Origin of the sequence: Beggiatoa alba B18LD (genome assembly GCF_000245015.1) — a bacterium.
Classification (GTDB): domain Bacteria; phylum Pseudomonadota; class Gammaproteobacteria; order Beggiatoales; family Beggiatoaceae; genus Beggiatoa; species Beggiatoa alba.
Window position 1 is genome coordinate 2,190,793 of sequence record NZ_JH600070.1, and the last position, 22,876, is coordinate 2,213,668.

Consider the following 22,876-nt stretch of genomic DNA (forward strand, 5'->3'; position numbering starts at 1 on the left):
AGCTTAGTGAACCATCTATAGATAAACTAAGCATTTATTGCCCTGTGTTACGGCAGAACAAACTTAGGGTAGATGAGGACGTTGTAAATACTCATGTGACTGCATTTCTAATAAACGGCTAATCGTGCGCTGAAACTGAAAAGCCTGTTTTTTCCCTATATATAACTTTTCGGGCGGTGTCGCGGCAGACACAATTAATTTTACATTTCGATCATAAAACTCATCGACCAAGTTAATTAAGCGCAACGCATGGTCTTCTTTAAACTCATCTAACAAAGGAATATTGCTTAAAAACACGGTATTAAAACATTGAGCAATCTCAATATAATCACTAACTGCACGCGGGATATTACACAACACCTCAAAATCAAACCAAATCACCCCATCAGCACAGCGTATTGTTTGAATCATGCGCCCATTAATTTCTAAGGGCAAACAATGTTCCCCTGCTTCTGGCGCAATTGCAGAAAAACTGTTTTCCAAATTAATATCTGCCTGCGCATCTAAAGGATAATGATAAATTTCAGCCTTTTCTAAGGCTCTGAGACGATAATCGACACCACCATCCACATTTAAAACTTGCGTATATTGTTTTAACAACGCGATTGCTGGCAAAAACCGCTCCCGTTGTAGCCCGCCTTTATATAAATTATCAGGCGCAACATTAGAAGTAGAGACTAAAGTAACACCTTGGTCAAAAAGTGCTTTTAATAAACCAGCTAACAACATTGCATCGGTAATATCTGCAACATGAAATTCATCTAAGCATAAAATACGGATTTGCTCGGCTAACTGCCTTGCAACATGCGTTAACGGATTCTGCATAGATTTAAATTGCTGCAAATCTTCATGAACTTGTCGCATAAAGCGGTGGAAGTGAATGCGCTTTTTTTCTTGAAAAGGCAGACATTCATAAAAGTTATCAATTAAATAAGTTTTACCGCGTCCAACCCCCCCCCAAAAATATAAGCCTCTAATCGGCTCTTTCTTTCGCTGACGCAGTTTAGCGCGTAAAGTCCCTAATAAACTGTCAACAGGCGGAGTTTGCGCATGAATTAAGGCTTCATACAGTTGTTGAGTGCAATGCACAGCCTGTTTTTGCGCTTCATCAGAAACAAAATCAGGACGTTTTAAATCACGTTGATAACGGGCGAGTGGTGTAGGCATGATAACTAAACGACAAAATGCTTCCCTAGCAAAAAAGAAAATAAACGTCTAATTATAACAAATTTTAACAATTTGCAGTGAGGCTTCAATAGGAGGCTGCTTTATATCAATTAGATTAACTATATAAACAACGTAAATTTGATTAAATTTTTTAATCAAACTTAGCATAAATAACATAATTAACCTATTGTTTAATTGAAAAAAAAGTGAGTATAATCTTTAAATTTTTTAATTATGTTTTAGATAATATTCTTTTTTCATTGAATAATACTATTTTTACAAATAGATACAATTTATTAAATTTGAATGGGTTTCAAAAAAGTAATTTTTAGTTACGAGTATATATCTATGAATACAACAGACAATAAAAATACTAAGATTAAATACTTATCTTTACGCTGGCGGTTTTCTATTCCATTAATAACAATAGGGTTATTTGGGATAATTTGTTTTACATGGCTATTTAGCTTATTTTTCCTCAATAAGTTTGAAGCTCAAATATTAAAGCAAGCAAAGCAAACCATACAATTGATTAGTTATGCAACGGAAAAAAGCTTTACTAATTTAGAGCAAATACAAGATTTTATTTCTATCTTAAAAGGTACTGAGAATGTAGAAGAAATCATTATTCTGAGCGGTGAACCGCTCAAGATTATAGCGACCACTAACCAACAAATGATTAATAAACCGTTAAGCAGCGTATTTTCTGATAGCACACTTTATCAAAATTTATTATTCGCAGTAAAAAACAACAAATCTTATTATACACAGGTTAATCATCAAGAATTGCGTTTAATAATGCCTTTATCCTTAAATGAAAAACTAACGAATAATAAAGATATTACATCGCAAAGTGCCATTTTATTAACGGTGAATATTAATGATCTTTATACCGTACAAAATGAAACGCTATGGCATATTTTCTCTTTTAGTTTAGGGTTTATTGTTCTTATCAGTACGGCTGTTTATTTATTATTTAACCGCCTTGTCTTGCATCCCGCAGAAATTATGCGCGATGTCATTGCTAAACAAACAGATAATGAAGTCATTTTAGTGCCCGCGTTAGTCATGGATGAACTTGGCATCCTCGCGCAGACATTAAACACAATGTTATTACAACAAAAGCATAATCAAGATGAAATTCGCAAATTAGCCTTAGTCGTTGAAAAAACAAATAATGCTGTCATTATCACCGATGCACATCAAAAAATTGAATGGGTTAATCAGGGATTTACACGATTAACAGGGTATAAATTGCATGAGGTGATTGGTCGTGTACCTGGGCATTTTTTACAAGGGATAGAGACTAATCCTGAAACAGTTAAATATATTCATCAAAAGTTAGTAGAAGGTGATGGATTTCAAGTAGAAATTGTCAATTATAGTAAAACAGGGCGGCGTTATGAGGTTTCGATAGAAACCCAACCAATTTATGATAAACGAGGTCAAATTGCGCAATATGTCGCGATTGAGTCAGACATCACACAACGCAAGCTCGCTGAATCGGAAATGTTACAAACAAAGGATTTTTTAAATACCATTGTGAGTCATTTACCTGTCGCTTTATTCGCAAAAGACCCTGAAAATTTAAGATTTATTTTATGGAATAAACACTGTGAAGAGTTATTCGGACTCACAGAAAATGAAGTATTAGGCAAAACAGATTACGATTTTTTCCCCGCTAAAGAAGCGAGTTTTTATCAGTCTTATGATCGTCATGTTTTGACGAATAAAACCTTAGTCGATTTACCTGAGGAAGTTATCCATACCAAAGACCGAGGTGAGCGGATTGCACATACTCGTAAGGTTGCAGTGATTGGGCAGGATAAAAAAGTTTCTATGCTCTTGGTGATTTTGGAAGACATCACCGAGCAAAAAAATGCTGAACAGGCTTTATTAGCGAGTGAAAACCGTTTCCGTTCTTTAATTGAAGCCAGTAGTGATTGGGTTTGGGAAACGGATATGCAATTTAGAAATCAGTATTCTAGCCCTAAAGTCAAAGAGTTATTAGGTTATACCCCTGAGGAAATTCAGGGACATTCTTTATATGAATTTATTGTGACAAAGGAACGAGAACAAGCCATTCAAACCGTTAGCCAATGTTTACATACAGAAAAAGTCTTTCGATATCTTCAACATCAGTGGGTGCATAAAGATGGGCACTTAGTGATTTTAGAAATCAATGGTGTGCCTGTTTTTAATGCAAAGGGCAAATCTGTGGGGTATCGTGGCACTGCACGCGATGTAACGACTCGTTATGAAATGGAAATGGCAGTTAGACAACAAGCGCAGGAATTAGGCTTATTAAATCAAGAGTTACTCCGTGCATCACGCTTAAAAGATGAATTCTTAGCCAATATGAGCCATGAACTACGCACTCCATTAAATTCTATTTTAGCGTTAATTGAAATTTTACAAGAACAGGTGTACGGCAATGTTAATGCACAACAGCAGAAGTATTTAAAAAATATAGAAAACAGCGGACGACATTTATTAGCACTCATTAACGATATTTTGGATTTATCAAAAATTGCTGCGGGTAAAATGGAGCTAGAAATACAACGCGTTGTCCTAGAAGATATTTGCCAGACCAGTATGAATTTTATCCGTGAACAAGCACTGCGTAAAAAAATTCGTGTAACCACTCATTATGATCATCATGTCAATAAAATTGATGCTGATGAGCGACGGTTAAAACAAATTTTAATCAATCTTTTGACTAATGCGGTCAAGTTTACCCCTGAAAAAGGGGAAATTGGTTTGGAATATAAAGGCATTGCCGATAAAAGATTATTAGAAATTCATATTTGGGATACAGGCATCGGTATTGATAAAAATGCATTGCCAAATTTATTTAAGCCATTTATTCAACTGAGCACAACACAGGAAGAGGGAACAGGATTAGGACTTGCTCTAGTGCGCCGCTTAACGGCTTTACATGGGGGGGATATTCAAGTTAGTAGCGAAGTGGGTAAAGGGAGTCGATTTATTATTAGCTTACCTTGGCAACCCAATGACATTGATCAAACACCAACCCCGTCAAGACCTATGCCAGAGACAACTATCGAAGTGCAAAAGCCCAGCGATAATCCGCTGATACTAATCGTTGATGATAACGATGCGAATATTCTTTCTATCTCTGACTATCTCAGTTTAAAAGGCTACCGTATTGCCGTTGCACACAATGGGATAGAAGCGATAGAAACCGCGAATAAATTACGTCCTGATGTTATTTTAATGGATATTCAAATGCCTGTGATGAATGGTTTAGATGCTATTACCCATTTACGCGCTGACCCGAGTTTTAAAAGTACGCCCATTATTGCGGTAACAGCACTGGCAATGACCGGCGATAAAGAACGCTGTTTAAGCGTCGGCGCAAATGAATATTTGGCTAAACCCATCGGTTTACGACATTTAGTCACCGTGATAGAACGCTTACGACAACAAATTGATGATGAAATTATTGGTTAATTATCAGTGTGGATTTAACCTTTTAAGGACAACTCAAAGGATTTGCACGGACTTCAAAATAAGTGAGTAAGGTACTTTGCAACATTCGATAATTATCGTCACTTATCATGAAGAAAAACGCCCCTTGATGATGGGCTAAACCCTCAAAATTATCGATAGACCATCCTTTGCTACTATCAAAAACAGCGATTTGTTGCACTTGTGTACTATTTTTTCCTGTTTTCGGGTTGCATAAATAGACTTGGCGTAAGCTAATAATCAGCGGTGAAAAAATCGACGTAAATGCACGCTCTAACAGCAATAATGAACCGTCCGCCATCACCGCCAAATCCGTCACGGCACTATTTGGCGCACTGTACGCGGGCAATGTCCATGATTGCCCTTTTAGGTTAAAAATTTGAATAATCTGCGCTGTTTCTTGTTTTAAAGGCAATTCAGGCACCGTTAAAATACCCAGTGTCGGATGTGAGGCGACCGATTCTAACGCTTCATTAAACGACGCATAACTATCAACTTTTCGCAACGATATTGGCAAAACATACGCGCCTAACCATTCCCCTGTTGGACGATATCGCTCGATACGGGGATTTCTTTCAAACGCAATGATTAATTCACTATCACCTTGAATGCCATTATTGCCTTTAAGTAGGCTTAAGCCTTCTGCATCGCGTTGACGACGAATGGTATTTAAACTAATACCCTGTTGATTTTTTAATAAATAACTGGCAATTGGTATCACCGACTGTAATTGATGCGAGACGTTAAACGTTACCCGAAAATGAAACAAGCGACCCGTATCTGACACGGCATATAACCGCCGCTCATCCTCATCCCATGCAATGCCTGATAGCCCCCCCAGCGTTAAACCCTCAATATCCTGTGTTGGGATTAAAACCGTTCCTTGTAACCGAATTTGCATATAATCATCGTTTACGCCATAACGATGTGACAAGGAATAAGGCTGACTTGGATTCGCACTACAAGCAAGTGGCGCAATGAGTAATAACCCCCAACCCAGATAAAAACCCGATTTAAAAATTAATTTTTTATACAGCGCGATAGATAAAAAATGATGATAACTGTAACCACTCACAACAATAACATCCTGTTTTAAAATGGCATGTTTGCCAATATGGGACAATATAAGACTGTAAAACAACCTACACAATAACAGGAGAATTCATGGGCTGTTTATTTGGCTATGTCGGTCAAGCAAATGACAACTTATTAACAAAGATGGCAACCCGCTTGAGCCATCGCTGTCATCAAGGCTGGGAAAAAGACAGTTTAACCCTCATTGATGGCACGGTGTTAGCTGTTGGGCGTGGCATATCTCGTTGGGGGAAACAAACCCAAATTGCCCAACATCAACAACAACTTATGGCATATGATGGTGTTTTCTTTGAACAAACGACAACAACTAATTTATGTCAAGCCAATCAAACCAGCCGATTAACCCCTGAATTCTTTCAACCCTTTAAAATCAATCCAGAAACTGCCATAAGCACACTCACAGGGGCATATGTTTTTGCCTATAGCGATGGCAGAACCTGCTATTTATGCCGTGACCATGCAGGCATTAAAACCCTCTACTGGACTGTTTACCAAGGCTATTTACTTTTCGCCAGCGAAATAAAAGCCTTGTTTGCCTACGCCCCACTACCGCGACGGATGCGTTACAGTGCCTTGCCTGAATATTTTACCTTCAGTTTTATTCCCACTGAACGCACAATGTTCGAGAATATCTATGAGTTACAAGCGGGTACATACCTACGTTTTCAAGCAGGTGAAGTACATTTACAACGCTATTTCACGGTAGAAACAGGAGAGTGGACAGCCGACGCGCCACCGATGGACTACGTGGAGCTGGTGCGCTCGCGCCTGATTGCCTCAACCCGCGATTGCTTACAAGTCAGCCGTCATACACCTGCGGTCTTTCTCTCAGGCGGTATCGACTCCAGTTCCGTATTAGCAACCGCTTGCCAACTGTTGCCCGAGCAACAAATCCCCACTTTTTCTGTACATTTCGGCACGGAATACCCCAATGAAAACGAATTCGTGCGCTTAATGGTAGAACGTTATAAAACCGACCATCATTGGCTACACATCCGTCCACGAGATTTTTTAGAAGATTTTCGGGAAATTATCTGGCGACTAGATGACCCTATCGGCGACCCTGTCACCGTGCCTAATTATTTACTGGCGCGGGAAGCCGCAAAAATAACCGATGTGGTTTTAAATGGTGAAGGGGGCGACCCATGTTTTGGAGGCCCTAAAAATATTCCGATGTTACTGGCGCGTTTATACGGTGCGTTACCTAATGAATCTCATGGTGATTGGTTAGAAAGGAACTACTTACACACGTTTCAACGGGCATTTACCGATTTATCGCAATTATTTACCCCCGATATTTTACGCGGTTTAGACATAGAAAGTCATTTAACCCAACTGCTAACCCCATTTTTTCAAGCAGAAAAACCCGTCGATTTTTTGAATAAGTTAATGTGTATGAATATGCGCTTAAAAGGCGCGAATTTGATTCTGGTAAAAGTCGATAAAATGAGTTCTGCCAATCAATTATTGGCATTACCCCCTTTATTTTCTAAGCAAATCATGGAAGCCAGTTTGCAGTGTCCACCCGCGTTGAAGCTAGAAGGCTCAATTGAAAAAAGTGTGTTAAAAAAAGCTATGATGGATTTTGTTCCCTTGCCCATTATCCAACGCCCCAAATCGGGCATGATGGTTCCTGTCCGTTTTTGGTTTCAAGGGGAAATGCAACGTTATGGTAAACGATTATTAAGTAAATCTTTTTTAAAGCGGACAGGTTTATTTAATCCTGAATATGTTCAGAAATTAATCAGTTATGACATGGAAACTCTACACACAGGACGACACGGCTTAAAATTATGGATGCTCATCACCTTTTTACTATGGTATGAGCAAATGATTGAAGCAAAAAACTAAACGGCTTAAATTTGGCGATTTTTTAGACCTGTTAGGTTTTAAAAACTCAGCAGATATTTTTTTGTCTGAATCAGAATTCACAGGATTTTCAGAATTAGCAGGATTAAAAAGCGTGATTCGTATTATAACCTGAGTTCGGCGAGATTTATAAAATAAAACAGATACCTGCTAGGTTTTGAAAACCTAGCAGGTCTTTTTTTGTCTGAATCAGAATTCACAGAATTTTCAGAATTAAAAACATAATTTTTTATTCTTTTAATTTTCTTGTCTTTTTAATTCTGTTAATTCTGTTAATTCTGCAAATCCTGATTCAGACAAGCTGTTGTCTTTTTAAAAGAAACTCGCCGAACTCAGGTTATTATAGTAACCGTACCATAAAATGATTTAAATCTAGGACTAGCAGTCCTGTGAGGACTGCCAGTCCTTCATGTCGTTTTATAATACGTTTGCTATAACCTGAGTTTGGCGAATTTTATAAAATAAAACAGAAACCTGTTAGGTTTTCAAAACCTAGCAGATATTTTTTTGTCTGAATCAGAATTCACAGGATTTTCAGAATTAGCAGAATTAAAAAACGTGATTCACCTTAAATTTTTGGTTTTAGGGTTTAAATCCTGCTAATCCTGAAAATCCTGATTCAGACAACTGCTTGTCTTTTTTTAAAATCTCGCCAAACTCAGGTTAAGATTACGTTCCCGAATATGGGTCTTTAATTTGTAGATAATTTAACAGCGCGTCGCGTTTTGGATGCTGACTGAGCCATGCTTTTATCCGTTGAATTTCTTCATAGTCAGCTTGACCAAACTGTTGTAAATAAAAAGTTTGGAATGTTTGACGGCTGGCTTCTAAACGGACATTTTTTTGCCAAATATCCGTGATGATTTTATCGACCTCGTCATGTAAGTTTCTATCTTTTAACGCTAACCATTCATTTTTATCAAACCAAACACCGCCACAATGACTGCAATGGTCTAGGGTGAAATCTGTCCCTTTTCCAACTTGATACTTCAGCAGTAAATGTCCGCAATCAGGGCAAATTTTAATTTGCTTGGTGTTTAATGGCTCTGGCACAGTTTCAGACGGGGCTTTCTCAGGCAGGATACTTCCTTTATGCGTCAACCACGCTTGATAATCTTTCTGTCGTATCCATTGCCCGCCACATTGTAAACAGTGATAGGCTATTAAATTGTCTTCTAATGGGTTTGTTAATAAATGAATTTCTTTACAGACAGGGCAGTTCGGCATGATGTTAGCTCCTGATAGCGATAAACTCAGCGTTAAATTGCTTCTAAATTAAATGCTGCCGCAATTAAAGTTTTAGTATAAGCCTGTTGTGGTTGGGTAAAAATAAGAGAGGTTGCCCCTTGTTCTACTACTTTGCCCTGCTTCATCACGATAATTTCATCGCTTAATGCTCGAATCACGGCTAAATCATGGCTGATAAAGATGTAAGTGAGTTGGTAACGGGCTTGTAAGTCTCTGAGTAAATCAATAAGTTGTGCTTGTACCGAGCGGTCTAATGCGGAAGTTGGTTCGTCTAAAATCAGCAGTTTTGGTTTTAACACCATCGCCCGCGCAATAGCAATCCGTTGTCGTTGTCCCCCAGAAAATTCGTGGGGATAGCGGTGACGGGTGTCAGGGTCTAAGCCAACTTCTTGTAAGGCTTGAATAATCAATTGTTCGCGTTCTTTCGCATCTTTGCCAATTTTATGAATTTCTAAGCCTTCGCCAACAATTTGCCCAATCGATAAGCGGGGGCTTAGGCTGCTAAATGGGTCTTGAAAAACAATTTGCATGGTACGACGTAAAGCACGCAAAGTTGTAGAAAAAGGCATGTATTGAAGGGCTTGCCCTTGAAAGTAGATACCGCCTTGACAGTGTTCTAAACGTAGTAAAGCCAGCCCAAGCGTGGTTTTACCTGAACCACTTTCGCCAACTATCCCTAAAGTTTGCCCAACTTTAATACTGAAACTTACATCATCGACGGCTTTCACATAGTCTGTTACCCGTTGTAATAAGCCTTGTTTGAGTGGAAACCAGACTTTGATATTTTCCGCACGCAGGATTTCGGGCGCGTCAGGTGCAACATGGATGGCTTTACCGCTGGGTTTGGCGTTGAGCAGGCGTTGTGAGTAGGGATGTTGCGGTTGCTGAAAAAAGGTTGCAGTTTCTGCGGTTTCGACCAGTTCGCCGTTTTGCATGACACAAACACGGTCGGCAAATTTTTGTACAATGCTTAAATCATGGGTAATGAAGAGCATTGCCATTTGTAGGCGTTGTTGTAATTGCTTTAAAAGTTGCAGAATTTGCGCTTGAATCGTGACATCAAGCGCGGTTGTTGGTTCGTCAGCGATAAGAATATCGGGTTCATTTGCTAACGCCATGGCAATCATTACCCGTTGTCGTTGTCCACCTGAGAGTTGATGCGGATAGGCATTTAAGCGTTTTTCCACATCGGGTAAGCCAACGAGGGTTAGTAATTCAATAATGCGTGCATTGGCTTGAGCAACGCTCATATTTTTGTGTAAAAACAGCACTTCTCCAATTTGTTGGCGAATCGTATGTAGGGGATTTAAGGAAGTCATCGGTTCTTGAAAGATGATGCTGATACGGTTGCCACGAATATCCCGCAAGACGGCGGGTGACGCGCCAAGTAGCTCTTGTTGGCGAAATTGAATGCTACCTGTCGGATGGGAGGCAAGTGGATAAGGCAGTAATTGCAGGATAGATAATGCGGTGACTGATTTGCCTGAGCCACTTTCGCCAACAATTGCTAAGGTTTCCCCTTTGTTTAATTGGAAACTCACGCCTTTAACGGCTAAATGTGGTTCTTGTCCTTGATGAAAGGCAACGGATAAGTGATTTACTGCCAATAAATCTGTGGTAGGTGTTGACTGGGTTTGTACAGTTGTTTTGCTGGGTTTGCGACGTGGTATAGGGTTTGTGTTTTTTCGCGGGTCAAAAGCATCACGCACCGCTTCGCCGATAAATACTAAGAGGCTTAACATTACGGCGAGTACCATAAAGACGGTAATGCCTAACCATGGGGCTTGTAAATTGTCGCGTCCTTGTAGGAGTAATTCTCCTAAAGAGGGTGAACCGACGGGCAATCCCAGTCCGAGAAAATCTAATGCGGTTAAGGTGGTGACAGAACCGCTCATGATGAATGGTAACATCGTTAAGGTAGCAACCATCGCATTGGGTAGCGTGTGGCGTAGCATAATGGTTAAGTTACTAACGCCTAAGGCTTTTGCTGCACGGATATAGTCAAAATTCCGCGCTCGTAAAAACTCTGCCCGTACTACACCAACAAGGGACATCCAGCTAAATAGTAACATCATCAGTAATAACCACCAGAAACTGGGTGTTATCACGTTAGCAAGAATGATAAGGACGTATAGGGTTGGCATACTCGACCAGATTTCGATAAATCGTTGACTGAGTAAGTCTATCCAACCACCAAAAAAGCCTTGTATTGCGCCTGCTGCAATGCCTATTAATGAGCTTAGGACTGTTAAAATTAAGCCAAATAGTACTGAAATTCGAAATCCATAAATTAAACGGGCTAATACATCGCGTCCTTGGTCATCTGTCCCTAACCAATTTTCTGCGCTGGGTGGTGAAGGTGAAGGCGTGGGCAGGTTATAATTAATAGTGCTGTAACTATAGGGAATAATAGGATTAATTATCCAGCCATGTCGATTGATGAGGGCTTGTACTTCTGGGTCACGATAGTTTGCGGGAATGAGTAAATCGCCCCCGAAATCTTGTTCGGTATAGTTATGAATCAGTGGAAAATAAAATTCATGCTGATAGTAAATCAGTAGCGGCTTATCGTTAGCGATGATTTCGGCAAACAGGGTGACAAAAAAAAGGAATAGGAAAAGCCATAATGACCAGACCCCGCGACGATTGGCTAAAAAAAGGCGTAAACGACGTTGATTAAGCGGAGACAGTTTAATGAGTGTCATTGTGAGGAGTGACCTTGTTTGACAGGGAAACAACGCTAAACAATGGGGCAATGGCTACACCCAATTATCCCCCGTTTTAGCGCGTGGGTTTGTGAAATAATGCAAAGGCAGTGCCGTTGTTAGGCTAACTATTTGTATTTGTCAATAATTGAATGGTGATTCTGTTGCTGAATTTATACTGAAAATGTTTTGTGTCGTTGGTAATGGCGTTGCCAAAAAGCCCGCACTTTAATGGATAGACGTGCGCCATTAATCAGGCAAAAAAGACAACTGAAAATAATCAATGGGTTAAATATTGCTTGTGTCAACATAACGGCTAATAGGATTGCACCGAGAAAACTGGCAGTGATGGCAAGAATATGAGCAAATGCAACGGTTAGCTGTAAGAACATAGTGAAACACCTAAAAAATATTAAATAAATAACTATCCATTGCCTGCGCTAAAAAGTATTGTTTTATGTCTCTGCTTTTTTATTCCGACTCTCTTTCGTCATGCCCTTACTGTCTTAAACAGCAAGGGCAGGGTAGGCTTGCGTTAAAATTGCATTCCTGGGGGTAGTTTGCCTTTTAGCCCTTTTAACATACCCATCATGCCACCTTTTTTCGCCAAGGTTTTCATCATTTTCTGCATTTGGGTGAATTGTTTTAAGAGACGGTTGACATCTTGGATTTGTGTTCCTGAGCCTTTAGCAATGCGGTCTTTACGTGAGCCTTTGACCAGTAATGGGAAACGCCGTTCTTGTGGGGTCATGGAGTTAATAATCGCCTCCATTCTAATAAATTCTTTGTCATTTACCTGACTTTTAACATTAACAGGAATTTGTCCCATTCCAGGTAATTTATCCATCATACTGGCGATTCCGCCCATATTGCGCATTTGTACTAATTGGTCGCGGAAATCTTCTAAATCAAAGCCTTTTCCGCCTTTTTTTAACTTACTAACCAGTTTTTCCGCCTGATCTTTATCAACTTTGCGTTCGACTTCTTCAATCAGACTTAAGACATCGCCTTGCCCGATGATACGAGAGGCGATACGGTCAGGATAAAATGGTTCTAAAGCGGCTGTTTTTTCGCCTGCCCCAATAAATTTAATCGGTTTACCCGTGATATAGCGCACAGATAATGCCGCGCCACCCCGTGCATCACCGTCAGTTTTAGTCAGCACGACTCCTGTTAAGGGTAAGGCATCGTTAAAAGCTTTTGCCGTATTTGCTGCATCTTGCCCTGTCATGCTGTCAACCACAAATAAGGTTTCTGTTGGTTTGACTGCTGCATGTAAGGCTTTAATTTCTCCCATCATTTGCTCATCGACATGTAACCGTCCTGCGGTGTCAATGAGTAAAACTTCTGCGCCTTGTTTACGGGCTTGGGCAATGGCGGCTTGGGCGATGTCGACGGGCTTTTGTGAAACATCGCTGGGAAAAAACAGCGCGTCCACGTCATTGGCTAAACGCTCTAATTGTTGAATAGCGGCAGGGCGATATATGTCGCAACTGACAACCATCACTTTTTTCTTTTGCCGTTCATTAAGCCAACGGGCTAATTTTGCAACGGTCGTTGTTTTTCCTGCCCCTTGTAATCCTGCCATGAGGATAACAACGGGTGGTACAGCTCTTAAATTTAATTCTTCACTTTCCCCCATTAAAGCAATTAATTCATCGCGCACGACCCGAATTAAGGCTTGTCCGGGGGTTAAGCTACCAATAACTTCTTGTCCAATTGCCCGCTCTTGTACGCGCTCAATAAATGCTTTAGCAACGGGTAAGGCAACATCTGCCTCTAAAAAAGCCATCCGTACATCACGTAATGATTCTTTTATATTTTTTTCTGTTAAACGTCCTTGCCCTTGTAAGTTCTTAAGGGTTTTGCCTAAACGTTCGGTTAAATTGTCAAACATATTTTTATGACCTTATGGGGTGAAAACGCATTTAGGTGTTAATTATGTGCTTTTATCAAGTTTTTTCAAAGTGACAGACCGCTTCTGTCTATAAGGTTGATTCCCATGTTTGTAATAAGCGTTCTAATTCACCTAAATTGGTAATAATGGCATGTGGTTGATATTTTCCTGAGGGGGTTTTATAAATGCGATTTAGCCAGACAGCTTTCATCCCCACAGCAAGCGCGCCTGCAACGTCGCAATCTTCATCATCACCAACATGGACAACCTCTTCAGGTCGTGCGCTGGCTCGCTGACAAGCCGCTTCAAATAATGCTGGATGGGGTTTTGCTGCGTTTACATCGCTTGCCATCAGGGAAAAGCTCATAATATCGCCTAAACCAACACGGTTAATATCTGCGCTACCGTTGGTTAATGTGCCTAGAATATAGCGTTTTTGTAAGCGTTTTAGGACGGGGAGCACATCGGGATAAAAAGTGACTTGATGGCGGGCCTGTTGAAAAATTTCAAAGGCTGGTTCGGCTATTTCAGCTTTATAGCCAGCTTCGACGGCAGCTTGTGCTAACCCCATTTTTCGTAATAACCCTAAATTATTTAATAATTCGGGTTGTTCTTCTAATAATCGTTGTCGACGCTTTGCTAATTCGTTCACACTAAATTGCTTAGGAATTTTTGGATAATGTTGTCGTAACCAATCGAACAAGGCTTTTTCTGCTTGTTTAATCACAGGGTCTATTGACCATAAAGTATTGTCTAAATCAAAACAAATCGCACGGATAGGCATAAGTCATTTAATATATTATCAATCAGTTAAAAAATGATGCGTATCAAGATTGCGGAATACCAGTTTTTTAACAAAAATACAAAATTTCGCAACTTGATAAAACAATCGTCTATTAATATTGTAGCGAAGGAATCTGTTTTGAGCGTGCTACCCTATATTTTACCTAACCGCTGTTAAATTTATCTAAGACATACCAGAATGTTAAGAGAAGCTATTCAATTAGACGCTTATCGTTATCCTATTCGGACAGTTGCCAGTTTAACGGGCGTTAATCCGATTACCTTGCGTGCATGGGAACGACGGTATGGATTAATTACCCCTTATCGAACGGATAAAGGTCATCGGCTGTATTCGCAACAAGATATTGACTTGATTTGTCGCATTGTTGATTTATTAGACTCAGGTATTCCTATCAGTCAAATGAAACAAGCATTACAGCAACGCTTGCAACAGGGTACAGAAGTGAGGGTCGAATCTGTTTGGGGGCATTATTTGCAACATATGCTTGTCGCAATCAGTCGCTTAGATGAATCCTGTTTAGATGCTACCTATAACGAAGTATTAGCTTTATACCCCATTGATATTGTGACGCGAGATTTAATCCTTCCGTTAATGCAATTATTAGGAAATCGGTGGGATACAGCAGAAGGGTGTATTGCGGAAGAACATTTCTTCTCGGTTTATATTCGTAACAAGTTAGGTGCACGTTTTCACCATCGTTTAGGCATGACAAATGGAACTCGCTTACTCTGTGCCTGTGCTGAAGGGGAATGTCATGAAATCGGTTTACTGCTTTTCGCCCTTACTGCACATACAGAGGGATTTGAAACGGTTATTCTTGGTGCAAATCTGCCTTTAAGTGAACTTCCCATTGCGGTTAAACGCTCACGCAGTCACGCCATTGTATTATCTAGCCATGCAAATACATTACGACCGCTGTTAAAACATAACTTACCCCTGCTCATTCAAAAAGTACAAATTCCTGTCTGGATTGGGGGAGAAGCCTCTAGTATCTATCATGATGAAATTCGCCAAATAGGTGCAATGCCATTAGGTGAAGATTTCGCCCAAGGGGTTAAATACATTCAACAGCATTTTCAATTACATCTTTCTTAATACACGGCTACGTTACTATCCAATTTCTCCTCTCATGATAAAACTGCCTAATCGCCTCATATTGGTACAAATCTTGTTTATATTAGGCGTTACTCCGACAAGGGCTGTCGATTACTCATTGATAAACAAACTTATTAAATAATAATTACTCTTTTTATGTGGTTTAAACTGGAGGGTTTACGTTTAAGCGCATAAAATATTTTGTTTCGTGTTAAAGCTTTTAGTCATTATCTCAAGGAAGCCAAATGTCACTTATTACAAAAATCCACGCACGCGAAATTATTGATTCAAGAGGGAATCCAACGGTTGAATGTGATGTTATCACCACATCAGGCGTATTAGGACGCGCTGCTGTTCCATCAGGTGCATCAACGGGTTCACGGGAAGCCTTAGAATTGCGCGACGGCGATAAAAGCCGCTATCTCGGTAAAGGGGTTTTAAAAGCCGTTGCCCACATCAACACCGAAATCAATAACGCGCTGGTTGGGATGCCTGTGGACAAACAAACCGCAATTGACCACACCATGCTAACCCTAGACGGCACACCGAATAAAGGTCGTTTAGGCGCGAATGCCCTGCTAGGCGTTTCTATGGCGGTTGCTAAAGCCGCCGCCTTAGAGCACAAACTCCCCTTATACCGCTATCTAGGCGGTAGTGGCACGATGCAAATGCCCGTCCCCATGATGAACATCATCAACGGTGGCGCACATGCTGATAATAATGTCGACATGCAAGAATTTATGATTCTGCCCATTGGCGCGAGCTCCTTACGCGAAGCCTTACGCTATGGGGCAGAAGTGTTTCACGCCTTAAAGAGCGTATTAAAAGCCCGTGGCTTAAATACCGCTGTTGGTGATGAAGGCGGTTTTGCACCTGATTTACCCTCTAATGAATCTGCCATTGAAATCATTTTAGAAGCGATTAACAAAGCCGGTTTTAAAGCAGGGCAAGACATTTGGTTAGGCTTAGACGTTGCTAGCTCCGAATTCTACAAAAATGGCAAATACGACCTTGCTTCTGAAAAGAAACAATTAGACTCTGCCCAATTTGTCGACTATTTAGCCAAATGGGTCGACCAATATCCTATTTTAACCATTGAAGATGGCATGGACGAAAGCGACTGGGCTGGCTGGAAAATTTTAACAGAACGCTTAGGCAAAAAAGTCCAACTCGTTGGCGATGACTTATTTGTCACCAACACCGCAATTTTACAAGAAGGGATTCAAAAAGGGATTGCAAACTCGATTCTGATTAAACTCAATCAAATCGGCACAGTAACGGAAACCCTTGCCGCGATTGAAATGGCAAAACGCGCCCGTTATACCGCTGTTATTTCCCACCGTTCAGGCGAAACCGAAGACAGCACTATTGCCGATTTAGCCGTTGCAACCTCTTCAGGACAAATTAAAACAGGTTCAATGTCACGCTCTGATCGTATCGCTAAATACAATCAACTGATTCGGATTGAAGAAGAGTTAGGCTTACAAGCCACTTATGCAGGTAAATCTGCATTTTATAACTTGTTTTAATCTAAACATTAAAACAAAGACCTGCTAGGTTTTCAAAACCTAGTAGGTCTGTCGGAACATGCGAAAAGATTAAAACATCGTCTGAATCAGAATTTTCAGAATTAACAGAATTAACAGAATTAACAGAATTTAAACCCTAAAACCAAAAAGTCAGGTGAATTACGCTTTTTAATTCTGCTAATTCTGTGAATTCTGATTCAGACAAGCTGTTATCTTTTTAAAAACTCGCAGAACTTAGATTAGGATTAAAAACACTTAACTCGTTTTATCCACGATAAAAACTCCAATTTAAACAAATAACGATGTCATATTGTTGACACACTGGACTGTCATGATACCCGCCCGATAAAGACTGTAGCCATGAAAGGGTCAGCACCGTGACACCGCCAACTAAACATTATCGAGCAATCTGGTTATCAGATATTCATCTCGGCACGCGGGGATGTAAAGCGGATTTCCTCCTTGATTTTTTAAAAAATCATGAATCGGAATACCTCTATTTAGTCGGCGATATTATCGACGGCTGGCGATTAAAAAAATCTTGGTATTGGTCACAATCTCATAATGATGTGATTCAAAAAGTCTTGAGAAAAGCCCGTAAAGGGACAAAAGTCTTTTTTATCCCTGGTAATCATGACGAAGCCGCTCGCCAATTTTTAAATATTACCTTTGGCGATATTCATGTCGTGGATGAAATGATACACACTACCGCCGATGGGCGACGCTTATTAGTCATTCATGGCGACCAATTTGATGGCGTGATTCAATATGCCCGTTGGTTAGCCTTATTAGGCGATTGGGCTTATGAAATGGTTTTAAGCCTGAATCATTTTTATAATCTTTGTCGGCGTAAATTAGGTTATCCCTATTGGTCTTTATCCGCTTATTTAAAACATAAAGTTAAAAATGCGGTGAATTTTATTACAGCCTTTGAACAAGTGTTAGCCGAAGAAGCACGGCGGCGCGAATTAGACGGCGTTGTCTGCGGTCATATTCATAAAGCTGAAATCCGCATGATTGATGATATTTTGTATTGTAATGATGGGGATTGGGTAGAAAGTTGTACCGCGTTAATTGAAGACTGGGACGGCAACTTGTTCATTATGGAATGGACAGATAACCATCAACCTCCACACCATAAGAAGCAAGTGCATGAAGATTCTGATAGTATCCGACGCGTGGTTACCTCAAATTAATGGGGTTGTGCGGACACTGCTCACCACCCGCCAGTTTTTAGAAACGATGGGGCATCAAGTGTTAATGGTCACTCCTGATTTATTTAAAACCATTCCTTGCCCAACTTATCCTGAAATTCGTTTAGCCTTACGTCCAACTAAAAAAATAGAACAATTAGTTCAAGAGTTTGACCCTGATACAATTCATATTGCCACTGAAGGACCTTTAGGGTTAGCTGCGCGTCTTTTTTGTGCGAGACAACGTAAACGTTTCACAACCTCTTTTCACACAAAATTTCCTGAGTATGTTCATGCCCGTTTTGGTATTCCAACCCGCTGGAGTTATCGCTTATTGCGTTGGTTTCATGGCTTATCGAGTCGTGTGATGGTCGCAACGCAGAGTTTACGGCAAGAGCTGGAAACACAAGGATTTCAAAATTTAGCCTTTTGGTCGAGAGGAGTGGACATTCATTTATTCCGCCCACAGGCAAAAGATTTTTTAAACGATGTTCGTCCTATCTCTCTTTATGTGGGACGAGTAGCAGTAGAAAAAAATATTGAAGCGTTTTTAAAATTGAAATTAGCAGGGACAAAATACGTTGTTGGGCATGGCCCTCAGTTAGATTTATTAAAACAGCAATATCCCGATGTGCGTTTTGTGGGCGCGAAAACGGGGGAAGAATTATCACGTTATTATGCGGCGGCGGATGTGTTTGTATTTCCAAGCCGTACCGATACCTTTGGATTGGTTTTATTAGAATCTTTAGCATCGGGCACGCCTGTTGCCGCGTACCCTGTGCCAGGCCCTTTAGATGTGATTGGAGAGTCGGGGGCTGGGTGTTTGGATGAAAATTTAGAATTGGCGGTACAACGCGCTTTAACAATTCCCGCAGAACGTTGTCGTTATCACGCAGAGCAGTATTCATGGCAAGTTTGTACCCAACAATTTTTAGAAAACTTGTGCCCTATTAAGAAAATATCTTAAATAAACGGTTATTCACTTATTTTGCAATATTCAAGCGGGTAGGCATACGAATCGTGAAAATACTACCGCGCCCAAGTTGGCTAGTGACTTGAATATGCCCGCCCATCATTTCTGCAAACCGTTTAGTAATCGCTAAGCCTAAGCCTGTTCCGCCATATTTACGGGTTGTTGAACTATCAGCTTGTGTAAAGGGTTGAAACAGTTTACCGACTTGCTCTTCAGTCATCCCAATGCCTTGGTCAGACACTTTAAAAATAACCCATTCTTTTGCTTCATTATCTAAAGTACGTGTAACACTTAAAACAATTTTACCTTTATCAGTAAATTTTGCCGCATTACTTAATAGATTTAATAACATTTGCCGAACTTTGGTTAAATCTGCGTAAATTTCACCTAAGTCTTGTGGATGCTGTTCAACCGACAACATATTTTCCTTGTGTTGTACAATCGGCAATACTGTTTCTGTGACATCTTGAATCACTGCGCTGAGGTTAAAAGATTCATTATGTACATCCATTTTCCCCGCTTCGATTTTGGTAATATCTAAGACATCATTAATTAATCCTAATAAATGCTTGCCCGCGCCTTGAATTCTTTGTAAATCAGGTAATAACTCATCATAACCCAAATCTGCAATGTCTTCCTGTAACATCTCGCTATAGCCGATAATAGCGTTTAAAGGCGTGCGCAATTCGTGGCTCATATTCGCTAAGAAAGAAGATTTTGCACGGCTAGCTTGTTCGGCGACATCTCGAGAATGTCTTAGCTCTGCCTCAATTTTGGTGCGCTCGTAAATTTCTCGCTGTAAATGAATATTTTTTTCGGCGAGTTCTTGCGTGCGGCGGGTAACCTCGCTTTCTAATGAATCGCGTGCTTTAGTCAATTGCCGTTCAAAGGCATCGGCATGTTCTGTGGTGGTGACTAATAATAATTCTAAGTCGGCTTTTTCCTGTTCTAAATCGCTGATACGACGACGTAACCGTTCGATTTCGTCGGTAGTTGGATCGTTTTTGGCAGTGTCATCGAGCAGCATATCAGGTCGTTTTATTGGTAAAAAAGAGGATGGTATTACAGAGAGAGGTGGTGTAGAAAGCCTATTCATAATAATAACCGTCTTATTGTCTGTCTCAAAACAAAATCTGCTTTTTTGTAGAAGCTTAATACAACTGTATGACAATTTATCAACGTTTTTTAAGTCAATTAATTATCAAATATGGTAAAAGACCTTAATTTACGTTTTACATCCAAAATAAGGGGATTTTTTATGTTACGTTGGTTGCACGAGTTACCATGGTTTTTTATTATCTTTTTCTGCCTAACCTTAGGACTTGCACCATTTACCCCACAACCCCATCTTTTTGAAAAGCTAACGATGTTATGGCAAGGGACATTGAGCAGACCTATCGATATCTTTGATTTATTCCTACACGCAACCCCATTTCTACTAGCATTTTTAAAACTATATATCCTATGGTTCATGAAATTTGAGCCTATGACAAGTGCTACAAGCTCATCGGAAACAACAGAACAGAAGTAAATGCGTGACTTTTTAATTAAATTTTTTTTATATCTCTTTGCTTTTCTTCCTTTGAGCAAAGTACATGCCATTGCTTCTTACATTGGGCGGATATTGGTTTATTTTCCTAATTCGCCCATTGCGTATATTACCCGTAAAAATATTACTGTCTGTTATCCTCACCTTTCACCGCAAGCACAACAGCAGTTAATTAAAGCCAGTTTAATTGAAACTTGTAAAACTTTTAGTGAGTTAGGCGCAGTATGGCTTTGGTCGCCACGACGTGTCATGTCATTAGTCCGTCAAGTCAGCGGTGAAGGGTATTTAAAACAAGCGATTCAACAAGGACGAGGTGTAATTTTATTGACACCACATTTAGGTTCGTGGGAAATGGCAGGGCTTTATGCATCAGCACATTATGAAATTACTAGCTTATATCGTCCCCCGAAAAGAACAGGGTTAAGTGATTTAATTAAACGCGGACGAGAACGCATTGGAGCGCGTCTTGTTCCTACTGACCAAGCAGGGATTAGAGCGTTATATCAAACCCTAAAGCGCGGTGAAATTGCAGGGATTTTACCCGACCAAGTGCCACATCAAGAAGGCACAGGGGAATTTGCGCCTTTTTTTCACTGTCCTGCTTATACCATGACGTTAGTCGCACGGTTTGCCCGCAAGAACCAATCTCCCGTTATTTTTACCTACGCGGAACGTTTACCCAATGGGGAAGGATTTCACATTCATTTTTTGCCCGCGCCTGATGATATTGATTCTGATGATATTCAATTAGCAGTGAGTGCCTTAAATCAAGGGATAGAAAATTGTATTCAACACTGTCCTAGTCAATATCAATGGAGTTATAAACGCTTTAAACGCTTACCGAATGGACAAGCCTGTATTTATTAAAATCTGCATTTATCTGGTTTGTATTTAAACCTTATTAAAATACACTAGACTTAAAATTTATCGATAAACTGATGTGATGTTAAAAAGATGACAACTGAATACCGTGAGATTATTTATGATGGTTTGTGGCGCAATAACACCAGTTTTGTACAGTTATTGGGCTTATGCCCGCTACTGGCGACCACAGGGACATTAGTGAATGGCTTAGGCTTAGGCATTGCGACGACACTCATTTTAATCGTGACCAATGCAAGCGTGTCTTTAATTCGCCATATTGTGCCGAATGAGGTACGCATCCCGATTTTTGTGTTAATTATTGCCGCTGTTGTAACCGCTGTCGAACTATTGATGAAAGCCTTTTACTATGATTTATATATGGTTTTAGGCATATTTATCCCTTTAATTGTGACTAACTGCTTTGTCATTGGACGGGCGGAGGCGTTTGCCTCGCGTCATGCGATTGATAAATCTATGTTAGATGGTTTAATGATGGGGTTAGGGTTTACGCTGGCATTAAGTTTATTAGGGGGTTTACGAGAATTATTAGGACATGGGACGCTATTCGCACAAGCAGAAATCATGTTCGGCGAATGGGGACGAGCGATGACCATTACCGTTTTTGAACATTACAAAGGCTTTCTCATTGCAATTTTACCGCCTGGTGCATTTTTTGGGTTAGCGTTACTAATTGTTTTAAAAAATATGATAGACCAACGTTTAAGCAAAAAAGTGGTTAAGCCTGTAGTCGTGAACGCGCCAACGGTACAACAATCAATTTAACCTGAGTTTTGCGAGATTTTTGTTTAAGGATTTTTAATCCTGCTAATCCTGATTCAGACAATAAAAAAGCCTCAGTATCAACATACTGAGGCTTTTTTATTTCTATTGTCTTCAATAAACCGCCTGCTTTGGCGAATCAGCTGTAACCATTGCCCAACAATACAAATCGCTTACGGATATGTTTCAACCGCCTGCTTTGGCGAATCAGCTGTAACCAACGGTCGAAATTTCTCCAGCGGTAGTTGAGGAGTTTCAACCGCCTGCTTTGGCGAATCAGCTGTAACCCCGACGGTCAAAATAATCGCATATCTTTCACTTGCTTGCAAGCCAAAATTTTCACGAAAAATTGCCCGAAAAAGTAGAACTCTTTTGCATATTTCTTGCATAAGAAAATATTTAATTAAATCAATAAAATATAGATATCGTTTTTCAAAAAAACTGCCCATTTTACAACCCTCGAAAAGTAGAACTCTCTTCTTGATTTTAAAGGACTATTTAATTATTCTCGTTTATTCTTACGAGATGAATAACTCGATATTGATACAACTTCATTTAAAAAACAGCAAAACGATTACCTATCAACTGATTTGTTCATAAACAAAATTCCCCCTA

At 40.0% G+C, this 22,876-nt stretch carries 18 protein-coding genes; 9 read left to right on the forward strand and 9 right to left on the reverse strand.

Annotated features, from left to right (window positions below):
- Window positions 1-63 precede the first annotated feature (63 nt).
- Complete coding sequence (zapE, locus tag BEGALDRAFT_RS08915) at window positions 64-1,167, reverse strand: cell division protein ZapE (protein ID WP_002685840.1); 1,104 nt, start codon at window positions 1,165-1,167, stop codon at window positions 64-66.
- Window positions 1,168-1,515: 348 nt separating this feature from the next.
- Between zapE and BEGALDRAFT_RS18180 the strand changes: the two genes are divergently transcribed.
- The gene (locus BEGALDRAFT_RS18180) at window positions 1,516-4,641 is read left to right on the forward strand and encodes a PAS domain-containing sensor histidine kinase (RefSeq protein ID WP_002685843.1); all 3,126 of its coding nucleotides are present in this window, start codon (window positions 1,516-1,518) and stop codon (window positions 4,639-4,641) included.
- A 22-nt stretch (window positions 4,642-4,663) separates the two neighbouring features.
- Here BEGALDRAFT_RS18180 and BEGALDRAFT_RS08925 read toward each other — a convergent pair whose 3' ends face one another.
- Window positions 4,664-5,734 (reverse strand): esterase-like activity of phytase family protein, encoded by a 1,071-nt coding sequence (locus BEGALDRAFT_RS08925; protein ID WP_002685844.1) that lies wholly within the window; start codon window positions 5,732-5,734, stop codon window positions 4,664-4,666.
- 89 nt (window positions 5,735-5,823) lie between these two features.
- Here BEGALDRAFT_RS08925 and BEGALDRAFT_RS08930 point away from each other — a divergent pair, with 89 nt between their 5' ends.
- Window positions 5,824-7,605: an asparagine synthetase B family protein gene (locus BEGALDRAFT_RS08930; protein WP_002685845.1), complete on the forward strand. Its 1,782-nt coding sequence runs from the start codon at window positions 5,824-5,826 to the stop codon at window positions 7,603-7,605.
- A 687-nt stretch (window positions 7,606-8,292) separates the two neighbouring features.
- Here the strand turns inward: BEGALDRAFT_RS08930 and BEGALDRAFT_RS08935 are convergent.
- The 5 genes from BEGALDRAFT_RS08935 to BEGALDRAFT_RS08955 form a co-directional block, all read right to left on the reverse strand.
- Window positions 8,293-8,850, reverse strand: coding sequence for a zf-TFIIB domain-containing protein (locus BEGALDRAFT_RS08935; protein ID WP_002685846.1), 558 nt, complete (start codon window positions 8,848-8,850; stop codon window positions 8,293-8,295).
- Window positions 8,851-8,882: 32 nt separating this feature from the next.
- Window positions 8,883-11,576: a dipeptide ABC transporter ATP-binding protein gene (locus BEGALDRAFT_RS19710; RefSeq protein ID WP_002685847.1), complete on the reverse strand. Its 2,694-nt coding sequence runs from the start codon at window positions 11,574-11,576 to the stop codon at window positions 8,883-8,885.
- Window positions 11,577-11,749: 173 nt separating this feature from the next.
- A complete protein-coding gene (locus tag BEGALDRAFT_RS08945; protein ID WP_002685848.1) occupies window positions 11,750-11,968 on the reverse strand; it encodes a hypothetical protein in 219 nt (72 codons plus the stop codon).
- A 143-nt stretch (window positions 11,969-12,111) separates the two neighbouring features.
- Window positions 12,112-13,473, reverse strand: coding sequence for a signal recognition particle protein (gene ffh / locus BEGALDRAFT_RS08950; RefSeq protein WP_002685849.1), 1,362 nt, complete (start codon window positions 13,471-13,473; stop codon window positions 12,112-12,114).
- 88 nt (window positions 13,474-13,561) lie between these two features.
- Window positions 13,562-14,257 (reverse strand): HAD family hydrolase, encoded by a 696-nt coding sequence (locus BEGALDRAFT_RS08955; RefSeq protein WP_002685851.1) that lies wholly within the window; start codon window positions 14,255-14,257, stop codon window positions 13,562-13,564.
- Window positions 14,258-14,455: 198 nt separating this feature from the next.
- Here BEGALDRAFT_RS08955 and BEGALDRAFT_RS08960 point away from each other — a divergent pair, with 198 nt between their 5' ends.
- From BEGALDRAFT_RS08960 to BEGALDRAFT_RS08975, 4 genes are all read left to right on the forward strand, one after another.
- Window positions 14,456-15,373, forward strand: a complete 918-nt coding sequence (locus BEGALDRAFT_RS08960; RefSeq protein WP_002685853.1) for a MerR family transcriptional regulator — start codon at window positions 14,456-14,458, stop codon at window positions 15,371-15,373.
- 245 nt (window positions 15,374-15,618) lie between these two features.
- Window positions 15,619-16,902 (forward strand): phosphopyruvate hydratase, encoded by a 1,284-nt coding sequence (eno, locus tag BEGALDRAFT_RS08965; protein ID WP_002685856.1) that lies wholly within the window; start codon window positions 15,619-15,621, stop codon window positions 16,900-16,902.
- Between the two features lie 377 nt (window positions 16,903-17,279).
- Window positions 17,280-18,098, forward strand: coding sequence for a UDP-2,3-diacylglucosamine diphosphatase (locus BEGALDRAFT_RS08970; protein WP_002685858.1), 819 nt, complete (start codon window positions 17,280-17,282; stop codon window positions 18,096-18,098).
- Window positions 18,055-19,062 (forward strand): glycosyltransferase family 4 protein, encoded by a 1,008-nt coding sequence (locus BEGALDRAFT_RS08975; protein WP_002685863.1) that lies wholly within the window; start codon window positions 18,055-18,057, stop codon window positions 19,060-19,062. Before BEGALDRAFT_RS08970 ends, BEGALDRAFT_RS08975 begins: the two co-directional genes overlap by 44 nt.
- Window positions 19,063-19,078: 16 nt before the next feature.
- Here BEGALDRAFT_RS08975 and BEGALDRAFT_RS08980 read toward each other — a convergent pair whose 3' ends face one another.
- Window positions 19,079-20,095 carry a sensor histidine kinase gene (locus BEGALDRAFT_RS08980; RefSeq protein WP_002685865.1) on the reverse strand — a complete coding sequence of 339 codons (1,017 nt, stop codon included), beginning with the start codon at window positions 20,093-20,095 and terminating at the stop codon, window positions 19,079-19,081.
- Between the two features lie 231 nt (window positions 20,096-20,326).
- Here BEGALDRAFT_RS08980 and BEGALDRAFT_RS08985 point away from each other — a divergent pair, with 231 nt between their 5' ends.
- The 3 genes from BEGALDRAFT_RS08985 (at window position 20,327) to BEGALDRAFT_RS08995 (ending at window position 22,264) form a co-directional block, all read left to right on the forward strand.
- Complete coding sequence (locus BEGALDRAFT_RS08985) at window positions 20,327-20,599, forward strand: hypothetical protein (protein WP_002685867.1); 273 nt, start codon at window positions 20,327-20,329, stop codon at window positions 20,597-20,599.
- Window positions 20,600-21,484, forward strand: coding sequence for a lysophospholipid acyltransferase family protein (locus tag BEGALDRAFT_RS08990; RefSeq protein WP_002685868.1), 885 nt, complete (start codon window positions 20,600-20,602; stop codon window positions 21,482-21,484).
- Window positions 21,485-21,571: 87 nt separating this feature from the next.
- Window positions 21,572-22,264, forward strand: a complete 693-nt coding sequence (locus tag BEGALDRAFT_RS08995) for an electron transport complex subunit E (protein ID WP_002685871.1) — start codon at window positions 21,572-21,574, stop codon at window positions 22,262-22,264.
- A 170-nt stretch (window positions 22,265-22,434) separates the two neighbouring features.
- On the opposite strand, the gene BEGALDRAFT_RS09000 is transcribed toward BEGALDRAFT_RS08995, so the two are convergent.
- Window positions 22,435-22,710: a hypothetical protein gene (locus tag BEGALDRAFT_RS09000; RefSeq protein ID WP_040294926.1), complete on the reverse strand. Its 276-nt coding sequence runs from the start codon at window positions 22,708-22,710 to the stop codon at window positions 22,435-22,437.
- Window positions 22,711-22,876: the final 166 nt, after the last annotated feature.

What these genes read in the sequence shown, in the direction of transcription:
- zapE (WP_002685840.1), bottom strand. Translation starts at nt 1,167, where the DNA reads ATGCCTACACCACTCGCCCGTTATCAACGTGATTTAAAACGTCCTGAT.
- BEGALDRAFT_RS08995 (WP_002685871.1), top strand. Translation starts at nt 21,572, where the DNA reads ATGACAACTGAATACCGTGAGATTATTTATGATGGTTTGTGGCGCAAT.
- BEGALDRAFT_RS18180 (WP_002685843.1), top strand. Translation starts at nt 1,516, where the DNA reads ATGAATACAACAGACAATAAAAATACTAAGATTAAATACTTATCTTTA.
- BEGALDRAFT_RS08945 (WP_002685848.1), bottom strand. Translation starts at nt 11,968, where the DNA reads ATGTTCTTACAGCTAACCGTTGCATTTGCTCATATTCTTGCCATCACT.
- BEGALDRAFT_RS09000 (WP_040294926.1), bottom strand. Translation starts at nt 22,710, where the DNA reads ATGGGCAGTTTTTTTGAAAAACGATATCTATATTTTATTGATTTAATT.
- BEGALDRAFT_RS08930 (WP_002685845.1), top strand. Translation starts at nt 5,824, where the DNA reads ATGGGCTGTTTATTTGGCTATGTCGGTCAAGCAAATGACAACTTATTA.
- ffh (WP_002685849.1), bottom strand. Translation starts at nt 13,473, where the DNA reads ATGTTTGACAATTTAACCGAACGTTTAGGCAAAACCCTTAAGAACTTA.
- BEGALDRAFT_RS08985 (WP_002685867.1), top strand. Translation starts at nt 20,327, where the DNA reads ATGTTACGTTGGTTGCACGAGTTACCATGGTTTTTTATTATCTTTTTC.
- BEGALDRAFT_RS08990 (WP_002685868.1), top strand. Translation starts at nt 20,600, where the DNA reads ATGCGTGACTTTTTAATTAAATTTTTTTTATATCTCTTTGCTTTTCTT.
- BEGALDRAFT_RS08935 (WP_002685846.1), bottom strand. Translation starts at nt 8,850, where the DNA reads ATGCCGAACTGCCCTGTCTGTAAAGAAATTCATTTATTAACAAACCCA.
- BEGALDRAFT_RS08960 (WP_002685853.1), top strand. Translation starts at nt 14,456, where the DNA reads ATGTTAAGAGAAGCTATTCAATTAGACGCTTATCGTTATCCTATTCGG.
- BEGALDRAFT_RS08980 (WP_002685865.1), bottom strand. Translation starts at nt 20,095, where the DNA reads ATGCTGCTCGATGACACTGCCAAAAACGATCCAACTACCGACGAAATC.
- eno (WP_002685856.1), top strand. Translation starts at nt 15,619, where the DNA reads ATGTCACTTATTACAAAAATCCACGCACGCGAAATTATTGATTCAAGA.
- BEGALDRAFT_RS08955 (WP_002685851.1), bottom strand. Translation starts at nt 14,257, where the DNA reads ATGCCTATCCGTGCGATTTGTTTTGATTTAGACAATACTTTATGGTCA.
- BEGALDRAFT_RS19710 (WP_002685847.1), bottom strand. Translation starts at nt 11,576, where the DNA reads ATGACACTCATTAAACTGTCTCCGCTTAATCAACGTCGTTTACGCCTT.
- BEGALDRAFT_RS08975 (WP_002685863.1), top strand. Translation starts at nt 18,055, where the DNA reads ATGAAGATTCTGATAGTATCCGACGCGTGGTTACCTCAAATTAATGGG.